The 15,131-nt window shown below is 64.0% G+C and carries 14 protein-coding genes; 12 read left to right on the forward strand and 2 right to left on the reverse strand.

The genetic code is table 11. The features are described 5' to 3' along the window. Positions 1-216 precede the first annotated feature (216 nt). From FJ934_RS00200 to xylB, 3 genes are all read left to right on the forward strand, one after another. Complete coding sequence (locus FJ934_RS00200; protein ID WP_140606648.1) at positions 217-840, forward strand: LysE family translocator; 624 nt, start codon at positions 217-219, stop codon at positions 838-840. A 102-nt stretch (positions 841-942) separates the two neighbouring features. Then, a complete protein-coding gene (locus FJ934_RS00205; RefSeq protein WP_140606649.1) occupies positions 943-2,268 on the forward strand; it encodes a tetratricopeptide repeat protein in 1,326 nt (441 codons plus the stop codon). A gap of 80 nt (positions 2,269-2,348) precedes the next feature. After that, a complete protein-coding gene (xylB, locus tag FJ934_RS00210; RefSeq protein ID WP_140606650.1) occupies positions 2,349-3,803 on the forward strand; it encodes a xylulokinase in 1,455 nt (484 codons plus the stop codon). A gap of 263 nt (positions 3,804-4,066) precedes the next feature. Here xylB and FJ934_RS00220 read toward each other — a convergent pair whose 3' ends face one another. Further along, positions 4,067-4,429: a nuclear transport factor 2 family protein gene (locus tag FJ934_RS00220; protein WP_140606651.1), complete on the reverse strand. Its 363-nt coding sequence runs from the start codon at positions 4,427-4,429 to the stop codon at positions 4,067-4,069. A gap of 113 nt (positions 4,430-4,542) precedes the next feature. Between FJ934_RS00220 and xylA the strand changes: the two genes are divergently transcribed. The 3 genes from xylA to FJ934_RS00235 all read left to right on the forward strand — a co-directional run bounded on the left by xylA (position 4,543) and on the right by FJ934_RS00235 (position 7,121). Then, positions 4,543-5,868, forward strand: a complete 1,326-nt coding sequence (gene xylA, locus FJ934_RS00225; protein WP_140606652.1) for a xylose isomerase — start codon at positions 4,543-4,545, stop codon at positions 5,866-5,868. A gap of 203 nt (positions 5,869-6,071) precedes the next feature. Next, positions 6,072-6,275: a hypothetical protein gene (locus FJ934_RS00230; RefSeq protein ID WP_140606653.1), complete on the forward strand. Its 204-nt coding sequence runs from the start codon at positions 6,072-6,074 to the stop codon at positions 6,273-6,275. Positions 6,276-6,347: 72 nt separating this feature from the next. Next, positions 6,348-7,121: a TIGR01458 family HAD-type hydrolase gene (locus FJ934_RS00235; RefSeq protein WP_140606654.1), complete on the forward strand. Its 774-nt coding sequence runs from the start codon at positions 6,348-6,350 to the stop codon at positions 7,119-7,121. On the opposite strand, the gene FJ934_RS00240 is transcribed toward FJ934_RS00235, so the two are convergent. Further along, on the reverse strand, positions 7,102-8,082 hold the full coding sequence (locus FJ934_RS00240) for a GlxA family transcriptional regulator (RefSeq protein ID WP_140606655.1): 981 nt from the start codon (positions 8,080-8,082) through the stop codon (positions 7,102-7,104). The two genes, FJ934_RS00235 and FJ934_RS00240, sit on opposite strands and share 20 nt — an antisense overlap. Before the next feature lie 78 nt (positions 8,083-8,160). Between FJ934_RS00240 and FJ934_RS00245 the strand changes: the two genes are divergently transcribed. From FJ934_RS00245 to FJ934_RS00270, 6 genes are all read left to right on the forward strand, one after another. Then, positions 8,161-9,078 (forward strand): 3-keto-5-aminohexanoate cleavage protein, encoded by a 918-nt coding sequence (locus FJ934_RS00245; RefSeq protein WP_140606656.1) that lies wholly within the window; start codon positions 8,161-8,163, stop codon positions 9,076-9,078. Positions 9,079-9,157: 79 nt separating this feature from the next. Then, positions 9,158-9,787, forward strand: coding sequence for an HD domain-containing protein (locus tag FJ934_RS00250; protein ID WP_140606657.1), 630 nt, complete (start codon positions 9,158-9,160; stop codon positions 9,785-9,787). Next, a complete protein-coding gene (locus tag FJ934_RS00255; RefSeq protein WP_140606658.1) occupies positions 9,784-10,878 on the forward strand; it encodes a carnitine 3-dehydrogenase in 1,095 nt (364 codons plus the stop codon). Before FJ934_RS00250 ends, FJ934_RS00255 begins: the two co-directional genes overlap by 4 nt. A gap of 4 nt (positions 10,879-10,882) precedes the next feature. After that, entirely contained in the window at positions 10,883-12,046 is a 1,164-nt protein-coding gene (locus FJ934_RS00260) for an acyl-CoA dehydrogenase (RefSeq protein WP_140606659.1), read from the forward strand. Between the two features lie 86 nt (positions 12,047-12,132). Then, the gene (locus FJ934_RS00265) at positions 12,133-14,211 is read left to right on the forward strand and encodes an acetate--CoA ligase family protein (RefSeq protein WP_140606660.1); all 2,079 of its coding nucleotides are present in this window, start codon (positions 12,133-12,135) and stop codon (positions 14,209-14,211) included. After that, on the forward strand, positions 14,204-14,986 hold the full coding sequence (locus tag FJ934_RS00270) for a carnitinyl-CoA dehydratase (RefSeq protein ID WP_140606661.1): 783 nt from the start codon (positions 14,204-14,206) through the stop codon (positions 14,984-14,986). The genes FJ934_RS00265 and FJ934_RS00270 overlap by 8 nt, the downstream gene beginning before the upstream one ends. Positions 14,987-15,131 lie beyond the last annotated feature (145 nt).

Raw genomic sequence — 15,131 nt, forward strand, 5'->3', positions numbered from 1 at the left:
CTCGGTGCCAATGTCAGCCTGGCCGACATGGTGAGCAGGCTGGGCGTCGCGAGCTGACGCCGACCTGCCGTTGGCGCAATTGATGGTGTGGCAATTTCCAGGAAAACTGCATGGCGGTCTTTTGCGCCCGTATTTTGCGTAAAACAAAAACCAGGCCTCTTTACATTCTCCCAGGGCTCAGGATTTATCCTTTTCCTTAACCCAAGGGAGACAGACATGTCCTTCGAAAACTGGGCCGCTTTCGCCGCCGCGTCGACGATCCTTCTCATCATTCCGGGCCCGACCATCCTGCTGGTCGTGTCCTATGCGCTGGGCCAGGGTTGGCGCACCGCCCTGCCGATGGCCGTTGGCGTGGCGCTGGGTGACTTCACCGCCATGACCTTGTCGATGCTGGGCATTGGCGCCCTGCTGGCCGCTTCGGCTGGTGTCTTCACCATCCTGAAGCTGATCGGCGCCGGCTATCTGATCTATCTCGGCGTGAAACTGTTCCGCGCCGGCGGCGCGCTCAAGGCCGAGCCTCGAAGCGATGCGGTTTCCTCCGCGAGGATGATGGCGCATGCCTGGCTAGTCACCGCGCTCAATCCGAAAAGCATCACCTTTTTCGTCGCCTTCCTGCCGCAGTTCCTCGACCGGCATGCCGACTTCTGGCCTCAGATGCTGACCTTCGAGACGACCTTCCTGGCGCTGGCCTTCACCAATGCGTTCGGCTACGCGCTGGTCGCTTCGCGGGCACGTGCCGTTGTGCGCAATCCCAAGGCGATCCGCATCTTCAACCGCACCGGCGGCACGCTGCTGGTCGGCGCCGGCATCGCCACGATGGCGATGCGTTCGGGCAATTAGAGGTTCGAGCAACCGGGTGACCGCCTGCCGCGACGCTGGGCTTGGCGTGGCCGCTGATCATGCTCTAGGATCGGACCTTATACGGCTCTTGGAAGACGAGGCATGCCAGTCAAGGATGCATTCGGCCTGGCATTTTCAGGCGCGACGGAAGCGGGGTTCACGCTCTACAGCCAGGCGGTGCGCCAATTGCAATGCTTTATCGGCGATCCGGTGGCTGCCGTCGACCGCGCCATCGCGCAGGATCCCGGTTTTGTGATGGCGCATGTCTTCAAGGGCTATCTCTTTGGCCTTGCCACCGAGCGCGAGGCGATGGCGGTGGCAAGGGCCTGCCATGAGGCGGCGCTGCCACTTGCCGCGACAAAGCGCGAGCAGGCGCATGTCTCGGCCCTCGGCCGCCTCGCCAACGGGCGCTGGCACGAGGCCGCGGGCATTCTTGATGACATCGCCATCGACTTCCCGCTCGACGCGGTGGCGCTGCAGGTCGGGCACCAGATCGACTTCTTCACCGGCAACGCCCGTATGCTGCGTGATCGCATCGCGCGCGCCTTGCCGTCATGGCAAAGCGACATGCCGGGTTACCATGCCATTCTCGGCATGCAGGCCTTCGGGCTGGAGGAGATGGGCGAGTACATACGGGCCGAAAAGCTCGGCCGCACGGCGGTCGAGATCGAGCCGCGCGACGGCTGGGCGCAGCACGCCGTGGCGCATGTCATGGAAATGCAAAGCCGGCAAAGGGATGGCATCGCCTGGATGCGCGCCAATCCGGAAGCATGGACAAGGGAGAGCTTCCTCAAGGTGCACAATTGGTGGCACCTGGCGCTGTTCCACTATGACCTCGGCGATACCGATGAGGTGCTGGCGCTCTATGACGGTCCTATCTACGGCGCGCGATCGATGCTGGCGCTCAACATGGTCGATGCCTCGGCGATCCTGTGGCGGCTTTATCTCGGCGGCGCCGATGTCGGTGACCGCTGGGCAGCGCTGGCCGCCAATTGGGCTCCCAAGGCCGGCGCCGCCAACTACGCCTTCAACGACGCGCATGCGATGATGGCCTTTGTAGGCGCCGGGCTCGACGCGCCGGCCCGGACCCTGCTCGAGGCGCAGCGCGAGGCCATGGCCGGTAATGACGACAATGCCACGTTCACCCGGGATGTCGGCCACCCCTTTACGCTGGGAATCAAGGCGTTCGGCGAAGGCAATTACCCTGAGGCCATAGGCCTGATCCGGCCGATCCGGGCGATCGCCAACCGTTTCGGCGGCAGCCATGCGCAGCGCGACGTCATCGACCTGACGCTGATCGAAGCGGCGCTAAGGGCCGGTGACGGCGCGCTCGCCACGGCGCTCACGGCCGAGCGTTCGATGGCGCGGCCGGACAGTCCGCTGGCGGCGTTGTTTTCGCGGCGCGCGGCCGATTTGTCAGAGAATTGACCCGGAGCGGATCTTGCCTTAGAAACTGGCTCGGCCGGGGTTTTTTCGAGTTCCGAAAAAAATAATGGTGGGAGGAAAACATGTTTCTCGGCATCGATCTGGGCACGTCGGGCGTCAAGGCGCTGCTGATCGATGCCGGACAGACCGTCATCGGCTCCGGCCATGGTTCACTTGACGTCTCGCGGCCGCATCCCGGCTGGTCCGAGCAGGACCCGTCGCACTGGATACGCGCCTGCGAAAACGCGATTGCCGAACTCAAGGCATCCCACCCTAAGCAATTGGCGGCGGCGAAGGGCATCGGCCTGTCGGGCCAGATGCATGGCGCGACCTTGCTCGATGCGGCCGACAAGGTGCTGCGCCCCTGCATCCTGTGGAATGACACGCGCAGCCATGTCGAGGCGGCAGCGCTCGACGCCGATCCGCGCTTCCGCCAGCTCACCGGCAACATCGTTTTCCCTGGCTTCACCGCGCCGAAACTCGCCTGGGTGAAAAACAACGAGCCCGCCGTCTTTGCCAAGGTGGCGAAGGTGTTGCTGCCAAAGGATTTCCTGCGGCTTTGGCTCACTGGCGAACATATTTCGGAAATGTCGGATTCTGCCGGTACCTCCTGGCTCGATGTCGGCAAGCGCCGCTGGTCCGCGGACCTGCTCGCGGCCACCTCTCTTGACGAGAAGCACATGCCGTCTCTTGTCGAGGGCACCGGAAAGGCCGGCGCGTTGCGCGCCGAACTCGCATCGAAATGGGGCGTGGAGGCTGGCATCCCCATTGCCGGAGGCGCCGGCGACAATGCTGCTTCCGCTTGCGGCATGGGCACGGTCGGTGCCGGCCATGCTTTCGTCTCGCTCGGCACGTCGGGCGTGCTGTTCGCCGCCAACGCATCCTATCTGCCGAACCCGGCAAGCGCGGTCCATACCTTCTGCCATGCCCTGCCAAACACCTGGCATCAGATGGGCGTCATCCTGTCAGCGACCGATTCACTCAACTGGTTGTCGGAAATTACCGGCAAAGGGGCGGGCGAGTTGACATCGGAACTCGGCGATGCCCTGAAGGCGCCGAGCGGCGTGTCCTTCCTGCCCTATCTCTCGGGCGAGCGCACGCCGCACAATGATTCCGCCATTCGTGGTTCCTTCACCGGGCTGGCCCATGAATCCAGCCGCGCCGTACTGACGCAGGCGGTGCTCGAAGGCGTCACCTTTGCCTTCCGCGACAGCCTCGAAGCCCTGAAGAAAGCTGGCACCACGCTGACGCGGGTGACGGCGATCGGCGGCGGGTCGCGCTCGCGCTACTGGCTGAAGGCGATTGCCACCGCGCTGCAGATGCCGGTCGATATCCCCGCTGACGGTGATTTCGGCGCCGCCTTCGGCGCCGCCAGGCTTGGATTGATCGCCGCGACCGGCGCCGATCCGCTGGCCGTTTGCTCCGCGCCGAGGACAGATGCCACGATCGAGCCGGATGCCGCTCTCGGCGGCGCTTACGCGGATGCCTATCACCGCTACCGCGCGCTCTATCCGGCAATCAAGGCCGTAACCGCGTGAGCTGGCGCCCACCCAACCATTCTTTTCCGCACGCTGGCGCTGCCCCTCACCTGCCTGCCGGCATCCTCTCCCCGTATAGAGACGGGGAGAGGGGCGCTAGCATCGCCGATTTCGCCAATCGCCATTGTTTCAAGAAGGGTGCCGGAGTTGGGGACAGCCCCCTTCTCCCCGTCACTATACGGGGAGAAGTGCCCGGCAGGGCGATGAGGGGCAGCGCCCATCTTGGCGATTGGTGCGTTCCACCGCACATTCGCGGACTTTCCTCACTGCGCCGGCACCTTGTCGAGGAAGCCGGTAACGCTCCTCAGCCGACCGTTCTCGATGACGCCGATATCGGTACCCTCGACGACGGAGTCCGTGCCTTCGGGGCCAAGGTTCCAGGAGAAGCGGATCTTGTCGGCATAGCCGTCCGGCATGCCCTTCAGCGAGAACCGGAAGCCGGCAAAACGATGCTGCACCCCGTCGATCAGGGCCGCGACGCCGTCATGGCCGTCGCCCTGCATGATCGGATCGCGATAGCTGACATCTTCGGTGAAGGTCGCCTTGAGCAATTCGGCGCGGCGGCCGGCGTCGCTTTCATTCCAGGCGGTGATGTAGCCCTCGGCTATTCTGTTGAGGTCGGTCATGGTCTGTCTCCTTTGTCTGACGGTTTTGACACCAGCCTTTTCGACCAGCCCAGGACCGAAACCAATTACGCCTGAGGTAATCAGGGCGAACTATTCGAGAGAGGACAGGAATTATGAGCAGCGGATTTTTCGGCAACATCCAGAAGATCAAATATGAGGGACCGGATTCGACCAATCCGCTGGCCTACCGGTTCTACAACCCGGACGAAATGGTGGCCGGCAAGCGGCTGGAGGATCATCTGCGCTTTGCCGTCGCCTATTGGCATTCCTTCGCCTGGCCGGGCGGCGATCCGTTCGGCGGCCAGACCTTCGATCGCCCCTGGTTCCCCAAGGCCGGCGGCATCGACACGATGGAATTGGCAAAACTGAAGGCGGACGTCGCCTTCGAGATGTTCTCGCTGCTCGGCACCCCCTATTTCTGCTTCCACGACGCCGATGTGCGGCCGGAGGGCAAGGATTTTTCCGAGAGCGCCGCCCGCCTGGATGAGATCGCCGATTATTTCGCCACCAAGATGAAGCAGACTGGCGTCAAGCTCTTGTGGGGTACGGCGAACCTGTTTTCCAACCGCCGCTTCATGTCTGGTGCCGCCACCAATCCCGATCCGGATGTGTTTGCCTATGCGGCCGCGACGGTGAAAAGCTGCATCGACATCACCAAGCGGCTGAAGGGCGAGAATTATGTGCTGTGGGGCGGCCGCGAAGGCTATGAGACGCTGCTCAACACCGACCTTGCCCGCGAGCAGGAACAGGCCGGCCGCTTCCTCAACCTCGTTGTCGACTACAAGCACAAGATCGGCTTCAAGGGCACCATCCTGATCGAGCCGAAGCCGCAGGAGCCGACAAAACATCAGTATGATTACGATGTCGCGACCGTCTATGGCTTCCTCAAGCGCTTCGGCCTGGAGAAGGAGGTCAAGGTCAATATCGAGCAAGGCCATGCCATCCTTGCCGGCCATTCCTTCGAGCACGAACTGGCGCTGGCCAACGCGCTCGGCATTTTCGGCTCGATCGACATGAACCGCAACGACTACCAGTCCGGCTGGGACACCGACCAGTTCCCCAACAACGTGCCGGAGATGGCGCTTGCCTACTACCAGGTTCTGCAAGGCGGCGGCTTCAAGACCGGCGGCACCAATTTCGACGCCAAGCTGCGTCGCCAGTCGCTCGAGCCGCAGGACCTGCTGATCGCTCATATTGGCGGCATGGACGCCTGCGCGCGCGGCCTCAAGGCGGCGGCGCGCATGGTCGAGGACAAGGCATTGTCGGGACCGTTGGCCGAACGCTACGCCGGCTGGAACAGCGCCGAGGCCAAGGCGATGCTGTCGGGAAAGCGTACGCTTGAGGACATCGCCGAACGTGTGGTGAAGAAGAAGATCGAGCCGCAGCCGCGCTCCGGCCGCCAGGAGCTGCTGGAGAACATCGTCAACCGCTACGTCTGAGACGGTTGCCGGCCAGCAATCCAGGCCGGCAACCGGTCCGTTCGAAAAGTTGGCGCGCGGAAACCTTCTGCGCGCCATGCCGAAATCAGGGACAATCTTTTGCCCCGCACCGCCCCTTAATCGCCCCGCTCCTGCCTTCAAATGGTCGTCACGAATCTCCTATAAGAGTGGCTCGTGGCGGGAAGGAAAGGAGGCGAAACGATATGCAGCACGAACGTGAAATCGACGCCCTACTCTCACCTGGCGAGGCTGGTTCGATCATCGATCGGCTGATGGCGCTGCCGCATTCGAAAGACAGCGCCCGCAAGACAAATGAATGGGATCGCGCGGTCGCCGCGCGGCTCGAAACGGCACTGGCCAAGAGCATGCGCTCGCGCATCGTCGGCGAAGGCCGCGACGCCGCCTGATTCTTCCGTGATTTCAGTGGTCTGATTGTTCCGCGGTTTGACGAATGGAGACGCTTTCTCCATCCTACATCGATGATACGCGCGGTGCTCCTGGATCTTCTGGGTGTCGTCTACGATGGCGACACCCAGATCGCGGGCGCCTTGGCCGCCGTCGAACACCTGCGCGAAGCCGGCCTGCCGCTTCGCTTCGTCAGCAACACGACACGTTCGCCGCGCGACAGAATCCTCGCACAGCTTGCGGCTCTGGGCGTCCGCGTGACGGACGAGGAACTGCTGACGCCGGCGCGCGCCGCGGTCGAATGGTTGCGCAGGCACGGCCGCCAGCCTCATCTGCTCGTCCATCCAGACCTCGAGGCCGAGTTTTCAGGCCTGGACGGCGGCAATGGCCGCGCGGTCGTCGTCGGTGACGCCGGCGATGCCTTCGACCATGCAAGCCTCAACCGGGTGTTTCGCGAACTCGTTGCCGGCGCCGATTTTCTGGCACTTGCCACCAACCGCACCTTCAAGGATGCCGACGGCCTGCTCAGCCTCGACGCCGGTGCCTTCGTCGCGGCCCTCGAATTCGCCAGCGGGCGAAGTCCTGTCGTGCTCGGCAAACCGTCGCCCGATTTCTTCCTCTCGGCGCTTGCCAGCTTGAATTGCCCGGCCGCCGATGCGGTCATGGTTGGCGACGATGCGGAGAGTGATGTCGCCGGCGCCCTGCGCGCCGGGCTTGGCGCGGCGCTGCTCGTGCGAACGGGCAAGTACCGTCCTGGCGACGAAACGCGCTTCGACCCGGCGCCCACGGCGCTGGTCGACGACCTCGCCGCCGCGACAGACTGGATACTCAGCCGCGCCGCAGCCTGACCGGCGCTTCACCGAAAGCCCTGGAAAACGCCCTGGAAAATGCGGCTGCGGACGAAAAGCCGGTCCGCCCGGCAATGTCCGCCATCGCGATCCGCGTATCGACCACCAGCCGTCGCGCGGCACCCAGGCGCAGCCTGAGATAATAAGCGCCCGGCGTCTCGCCGATCGACTTGCGAAAGATGCTTTCCAGTGTCCGTGCGGTCACCCCGGCGCGCTTGGCGACCGCCTCTATGGTCAGCGGCTGGTCGACATGCGCTTCCATCAGCCGGATGGCTTGCGCCAGACGGGGATCGTAGCCGTCGAGCCGGCCGAGCGAGACCAGCGGTTGCGCATCTGTCGCGGCGCGCGCCTGGTCGTAGATGAAGACGCTGGCGACATCGAGCGCCACGGCCATGCCGAGACGCGTGCGAATGAGATGCAGCATCAGGTCGAAGGTGGGCGAGGCACCGCCCGAGGTGAAGACCGGTCCGTCGATGACATAGCGGTCCGGACGGACATCGACGCCGGGGAAGGCCGATGAAAAATCTTCCATGTCCTCCCAATGGGTGGTGGCGCTTCGCCCTTCCAGCAGGCCGGCACGCGCCACCAGCCATGTGCCGGCCTCGACGCCGCCGCAGGCGCGCGCCGTCCGTGCCGCGCGGCGCAAGCCTGCGAGCAGGGCCGATGTCGTGTAGTTCTGGGTGCCGAAACCAGCCACGACGACAAGAACGTCGGTTGATTCGTTTGCGTCGAAGCGGCCGCTGACCGCCACCGGCAGACCGCAAGTGGTGACCGGAGGCTCTCCCGTCACCGAGACCAGCTTGAAGTCGAACAGAGTCTCGCCTGAGATGCGGTTTGCGGCGCGCAGCGGATCGACAGCCGACGCGACGCACATGATGGACGAGCCGGAAAACACCAGCAGCGTCACCTTGAGCGGCGAGCGTTCGGCACGAAAGATATCGGATTTTTCGCTTTTGATCATGGAAGCTTCGTAAAACGCAAAACAGTTTCCGGCAAGTCGGTCATTGTTGTGGTCTGTTTCTATGGGAGGAGAAGTTCCATGCCGCTCGCGATGAACCGTGAGGTCTTCATTACCTGTGCCGTGACCGGGTCTGGCGGTTCGCAGGATCGCAGCCCGCATGTGCCGCGTTCGCCCAAGCAGATCGCCGATTCGGCCATCGACGCGGCCAAGGCGGGTGCTGCCATCGTCCATTGCCATGTCCGCGATCCCGAAACCGGCAAGCCCAGACGCGACGTGCACCTGTACCGCGAAGTGACCGAGCGCATCCGCGAGGCCAATGTCGACGTGGTGCTGAACCTCACCGCCGGCATGGGCGGCGACATGGTGTTCGGCTCGCCGGAAGCGCCGTTGCCGCTCAACGAAAAGGGCACCGACATGGGCGGCGCCACCAACCGCATGGAACATGTGCGCCAGTGCTTGCCGGAAATCTGCACGCTCGATTGCGGCACCATGAATTTCGCCGAGGCCGACTATGTCATGACCAACACGCCCGGCATGCTGCGCGCCATGGGCGGCATGATGACGGCGCTCGGCGTCAAGCCCGAGATCGAGGCCTTCGACACCGGCCATCTCTGGTTCGCCAAGCAACTGGTCGAGGAAAAGGTGCTGAACCCCGATGCGCTGGTGCAGCTCTGCATGGGCGTGCCGTGGGGCGCGCCCGACGACCTCAACACCTTCATGGCGATGGTCAACAACGTGCCGTCGACCTGGAATTGGTCGGCTTTCTCCATCGGCCGCAACCAGATGGCTTATGCCGCCGCCGCCGTGCTGGCCGGCGGCAACGTCCGCGTCGGGCTGGAAGACAATCTGTGGCTGGACAAGGGCGTGCTGGCGACCAACGCCCAGCTGGTCGAGCGCGCCGCCAGCATCGTCACCAATCTCGGCGCCACCATCCTCGGGCCCGAGGACGTGCGCAAGAAGCTCAACCTGACCAAGCGGGCGCCGATCGCGGCGTGAGCCAGAGCCTGATCCCGAAAAGCCGTAGCTGGCTTTCGGAAAAGATCATGCGCTCAGCAAGCCAACCGGGGAGGCGCAGATGACGACCGTTAAATTCACCGCGATGAAGGATGGCGACAGGGATGACTACGAGTTCCTGACCGCGCATGAAATCGATTATGCGGCCAAGACCGGCGAGCGATTGCTCGACGCGCTGGTGCAGCTCGACGAGGGCCTTTCCGGCTACAAGATCACCCGGCTCGGCCATTCGCTGCAGGCGGCGACGCGCGCCTGGCGCGACGGCGCCGACACCGATTGGATCGCCTGTGCATTGCTGCACGACATCGGCGACATCTATGCGCCCTACAATCATGACGAATATGCCGCGTCGATCCTGAAACCCTTCGTGCGCGAGCAATGCACCTGGGTGGTGGAGAAGCATGGCGATTTCCAGCGCCTCTATTACGCCCATCACCTTGGCGGTAATCGCCATGCCCGCGACCGCTTCGCCGGCCATGCCTATTTCGATGACTGCGACCAGTTCTGCGAGCGCTGGGACCAGTCGAGCTTCGACCCCGATTACGAGACGCTGTCGATCGACTTCTTCCGGCCCTTCGTGCTCGAAGTCTTCGCCCGCAAGGCCTACGACCCCCAGGTGATCCGCGCCGGCGAGCGCGTTCCCCTCATCGATCCCGAAATAGCCAATAAGAGAACCGGAGCCTCCACATGAGCATCATCAACAAGGCAGCCGCCATCGGTGGCGGTGTCATCGGCGCCGGCTGGGTGGCGCGCCTGCTGCTCAACGGCATCGACGTGGCGATTTTCGATCCGGATCCCGAGGCGTCGCGCAAGGTCAGCGAAGTGATGAAGGGCGCGCGTCGCGCCTACAAGCAGATGGTGCCCGGTGGCTTGCCCAAGGAAGGCAAGCTGACCTTCGCCAAGACCATCGCCGAGGCGGTCGCCGACGCCGATTTCATCCAGGAAAGCGTCCCGGAACGGCTCGACCTCAAGCACAAGGTGCTGGCCGAGATCGACACCCATGCGCCGGCCAACGCTATTGTCGGCTCCTCCACCTCCGGCATCAAGCCGACCGACATGCAGGTGGCGATGAAGAAGCATCCGGAGCGGCTGGTCGTCGGCCATCCGTTCAATCCGGTCTATCTCCTGCCGCTGGTCGAGATCGTCGGTGGCGACCGGACCTTTCCCGAGGCGATCGAGGTCGCCAAGGAGATCTATGCCTCGATCGGCATGAAGCCCGTCGTCATCCGCAAGGAGATCGAGGCTTTCGTCGGCGACCGCCTGCTCGAAGCCGCCTGGCGCGAGGCGCTGTGGCTGATCAAGGATGGCATCTGCACCGTCGAGGAACTCGATGACATCATGCGCTACGGCTTCGGCCTGCGCTGGGCGCAGATGGGCATGTTCCAGGTCTACCGTGTCGCCGGCGGCGAAGCCGGCATGCGCCACTTCATGGCCCAGTTCGGGCCCTGCCTGAAATGGCCATGGACCAAGCTGATGGACGTGCCGGAGTTCAACGACGAGCTGGTCGACCTGATCGCCACCCAGTCAGACGACCAGGCGCATGGCCTGTCGATCCGCGAGCTGGAAAAGATCCGCGACGACAATCTGGTCGCGATCATGGACGCCCTGTCGAAGCAGAACAAGGGCAAGGGCTGGGGCGCCGGCGCCTTGCACAAGGACTATACCACGCAGCTCGCCAAGCTGGCGGCGAAGAAGCCGACGGCTTCAAAGGCGGCCGAGAAGGCCAAGGCCTCCAAGCCGGCGAAGAAGGCGGATAAGCCGAAGAACAAGAAGAAGGGCTGAGGCCATGGATTTCGGTCTGTCGGAAGAGCAGAAGCTCATTGTCGAGACGACGCGGGCCTTCGTCGAGAACGAGCTTTACCCGCATGAGCGTGAGGTCGAGCGCACCGGCGTGCTGCGCCGCGAGCTGATCGAGGAACTGAAGGCCAAGGCGATTGAGGCGGGGATCTATGCCGCCAACATGCCGGCCGATGTCGGCGGCGCGGGGCTCGATACCGTGACCTGGCTGCTCTACGAGAAAGAGCTCGGCCGCGCCAATTATGCGCTGCACTGGACCTGCGTGGCGCGCCCCTCCAACATCCTGCTCGCCGGCACGCCCGAACAGCGCGAAAAATATCTCTTCCCTTGCATCCGTGGCGAGAAATGGGACTGTCTGGCGATGACCGAGCCCGGCGCCGGCTCGGATTTGCGCGGGATGAAGGCGACTGCGGTGCAGGATGGCGACGACTGGGTGCTGAACGGCACTAAGCATTTTATCAGCCACGCCGATCTTGCCGATTTCGCCATCGTCTTCATGGCCTCGGGTGAAGAGGACTCGCCGCGCGGCAAGCGCAAGAAGATCACCGCATTATTCGTCGACAAGGGCACCAAGGGTTTCACGGTGCGCGACGGCTACCGCAACGTCTCGCATCGCGGCTACACCAACGCCATTCTCGAATTCGACGATTGCCGGCTGCCGGCGAGCCAGGTGCTGGGAGAGGTGCATAAAGGCTTCGACGTTGCTAATTCCTGGCTGGGCGCCACGCGTTTGCAGGTCGGCGCCACCTGTCTCGGCCGTGCCGAGCGGGCGCTTGGCCACGCGGTCGAGTACGCCGCGCAGCGCCAGCAGTTCGGTCAGCAGATCGGCAAGTTCCAGGGCGTGTCGTTCAAGCTCGCCGACATGGCGACCGAACTGAAGGCCGCCGACCTTATGGTGTTCGAGGCTGGCTGGAAGTACGATCAGGGCACTGTCACCGATCAGGACATGGCCATGGCCAAACTGAAAGCCACTGAAATGCTGGCCTATGTTGCCGACGAGGCGATCCAGATCCATGGTGGCATGGGGCTGATGGACGATTTGCCGCTGGAGCGCATCTGGCGCGATGCCCGCGTCGAGCGCATCTGGGAAGGCACGTCGGAGATTCAGCGACATATTATTTCGCGGGCGCTGCTGCGTCCGTTCGAAGCTTAGAGCATGATCGTCCAAAGCCGAGATTCGGTTTTGGCGGACAAACGAGATCGTTTGTCCTGGGATCGCGCTCAAACGAAAAGATGACCATGCATAAACTCGAACGTCTCCTGCGCCCAAAATCGATCGCCGTGTTCGGCGGCGTGCAGGCCGCCGCCGTCGTGGCGCAATCGATCAAGATGGGCTTTGCCGGCGAAATCTGGCCGGTGCACCCGACCAAGGACGAGGTTGCCGGACGTAAGGCATATCGTTCGGTGGCGGACCTGCCCGGCGCGCCGGACGCCGCCTTTGTCGGCGTCAACCGGCACCTGACCATCGAGGTGGTCAAGGCACTGGCCGAGCGCGGCGCTGGCGGCGCCGTCTGCTTTGCCGCCGGCTTCCTCGAAACCGAGGCCTATGACGAGGACGGCGAGCGGCTGCAGGCCGAACTGGTCGCCGCAGCAGGCCACATGCCGATCATCGGCCCGAATTGCTATGGCCTGATTAATTATGCCGACGGCGCACTGCTGTGGCCCGACCAGCATGGCGGCATCAGGCTGGCCGAGGGTGGCAAGGGCGTCGCCATCATCACCCAGTCGTCCAACATCGCCATCAACATGACGATGCAGAAGCGCGGCCTGCCGATCGCTTTCCTGATGACAGCCGGCAACCAGGCGCAGACAGGCCTTTCGGAAATGGCGCTCGGCCTGATCGAGGACGAGCGCGTCACCTCGCTCGGCCTGCACATCGAGGCTTTCGATTCGGTAGCCGGCTTCGAGAAGCTGGCCGCCCGGGCGCGGGAATTGAAAAAACCGATCATCGCCATGAAGGTCGGCCGCTCCGAACAGGCGCGGCAGGCAACCGTGTCGCACACCGCGTCGCTGGCCGGCTCGGATGCGGCATCCGGCGCCTTCCTGAAGCGCCTCGGCATCGCCCGCGTCGATTCCATCCCCGCCTTCATCGAGGCGCTGAAGCTGCTGCACATCACCGGGCCGCTGCCCGGTTATCGTCTGTCGTCGATGAGCTGCTCGGGCGGCGAGGCGTCGGTCATGGCCGACAGCGCCGAAGGGCGCTGGGTCAACTTTCCGGTTCTGACGGAGCAGCATCGGGCCCATGTCAAATCGACGCTCGGGCCGTTGGTCGCGGTCGCCAATCCGTTGGATTATCACACCTTCATCTGGAATAACGAGCCGGCGATGACCGCCACCTTCACCGCCATGGTGTCGGGCGGTTTCGACTTGAACATGCTGGTGCTGGACTTCCCGCGCCCCGACCGCTGCTCGGTTACGGACTGGTGGGCGACGCTGCGCGCCTTCGAATCGGCGCTGAAGACCAACAAGGCGCATGGCGCGATCGTTTCCTCGCTGCCGGAAAATCTGCCGGAGGAATACACCGCCGAGCTGATGGCGCGCGGCATGGTGCCGTTGTTCGGTATTTCCGAAGCCATGGATGCCGCTCAGGCGGCGGCCTTCATTGGCTGGGCATGGCGGGAGCCGCAGGCGCAGCCGGTCGACACATCGGCGGCGGGCGCTTCCGAGGGCGAGCATGTTACGCCGGACGAGGCCGAGGCGAAGGCGAGGCTGATCAGGGCCGGGCTTCCAGTGCCCAAGGGCGAGCGCGCCGGCAATGCCGTCGAGGCGGTGATTTCCTCCATGGCGCTCGGCTTCCCCGTGGCGCTGAAGGCGCTTGGCGTCACCCACAAATCTGAAGTGGGTGCGGTCCGCCTCAACCTCAGGGACGCCGAATCCGTCAGCACGGCGGCGCACGACCTGCTGCCGCTCGGCACTGGCCTCTATGTCGAACGCATGGTGCGCGACGGCGTCGCCGAACTGATCGTCGGCTTCACCCGCGATCCGATGTTCGGCGCGGTGATGACGCTGGGCACCGGCGGCGTGCTGGTCGAACTGTTGCGTGACAGCGTCACGCTGATGCTGCCCGCGACCCGCGACGACATCGAGGCGGCGTTGCGCGGCCTCAAACTGTTCCCGCTGCTCGAAGGCTATCGCGGCCGGCCGAAAGCCGATGTCGCGGCTGCCATCGATGCCATCGCGGGTATCGCCGATTTCGTGCAGAAGAATGCCGGCGAGATCGAGGAACTCGATATCAACCCGCTGATCGTCTGCGTCGAGGGCAAGGGCGCCTGGATCGCCGACGCGCTGCTGGTACTGGGAGAAAGCAGGAATGTCTGACGTCATTTCGACCCGCCGCGAAGGCTCGATCCTCGAGGTCACGCTTGACCGGCCCAAGGCCAACGCCATCGACCTGAAAACCTCGCGGCTGATGGGCGAGACCTTCAAGGCGTTCCGCGACGATCCCAGCTTGCGCGTCGCAATCGTCAAGACCGCCGGCGACAAGTTCTTTTGCGCCGGCTGGGATCTGAAGGCGGCTGCCGGCGGCGATGCGGTCGACGGCGATTATGGCGTCGGCGGCTTTGCCGGCTTGCAGGAATTGCGCGACCTCAACAAGCCGGTCATCGCCTGCGTCAACGGCATGGCGGTGGGCGGCGGCTTCGAACTGGCGCTGTCCTGCGACCTCATCTATGCCTCCGACCACTCCTCCTTCGCGCTGCCCGAAATCCGCGCCGGCACGCTGGCCGACGCGGCGACGATCAAGCTGCCGAAGCGCATCCCCTATCATGTCGCCATGGACCTGCTGCTCACCGGTCGCTGGATGGATGTCGCCGAGGCGCATCGCTGGGGTCTGGTCAACGAGGTGCTGCCCAAGGAGAAGCTCGAGGATCGCGTCTGGGAGATCGCCCGACTGCTGGCTAGCGGCCCGCCGCTGGTCTTCGCCGCGATCAAGGAAACGGCACGGGTGGCGGAAGCCCTGACCTTCCAGGACGCGATGAACAAAGTGACGCGCCGGCAATTGGCGACGGTCGACGTGCTCTATGGTTCGGAAGACAATATGGAAGGTTTCCGCGCTTTTGCCGAGAAGCGGGAGCCGGTGTGGAAGGGGAAGTGACCCGGAGATGATGGCGTTCCGTCCCACCCCCCTCTGGCCTGCCGGCCATCTCCCCCGCAAGGGGGGAGATCGGATGCCATCTCAGCTTTCGCCAATCTTCGACGTTCAAAAGAATGCGCCGCCAGCGGAACTGGCAATCTCCCCC

The sequence above is a fragment of the Mesorhizobium sp. B2-4-12 genome, from assembly GCF_006441575.1.
GTDB lineage: Bacteria > Pseudomonadota > Alphaproteobacteria > Rhizobiales > Rhizobiaceae > Mesorhizobium.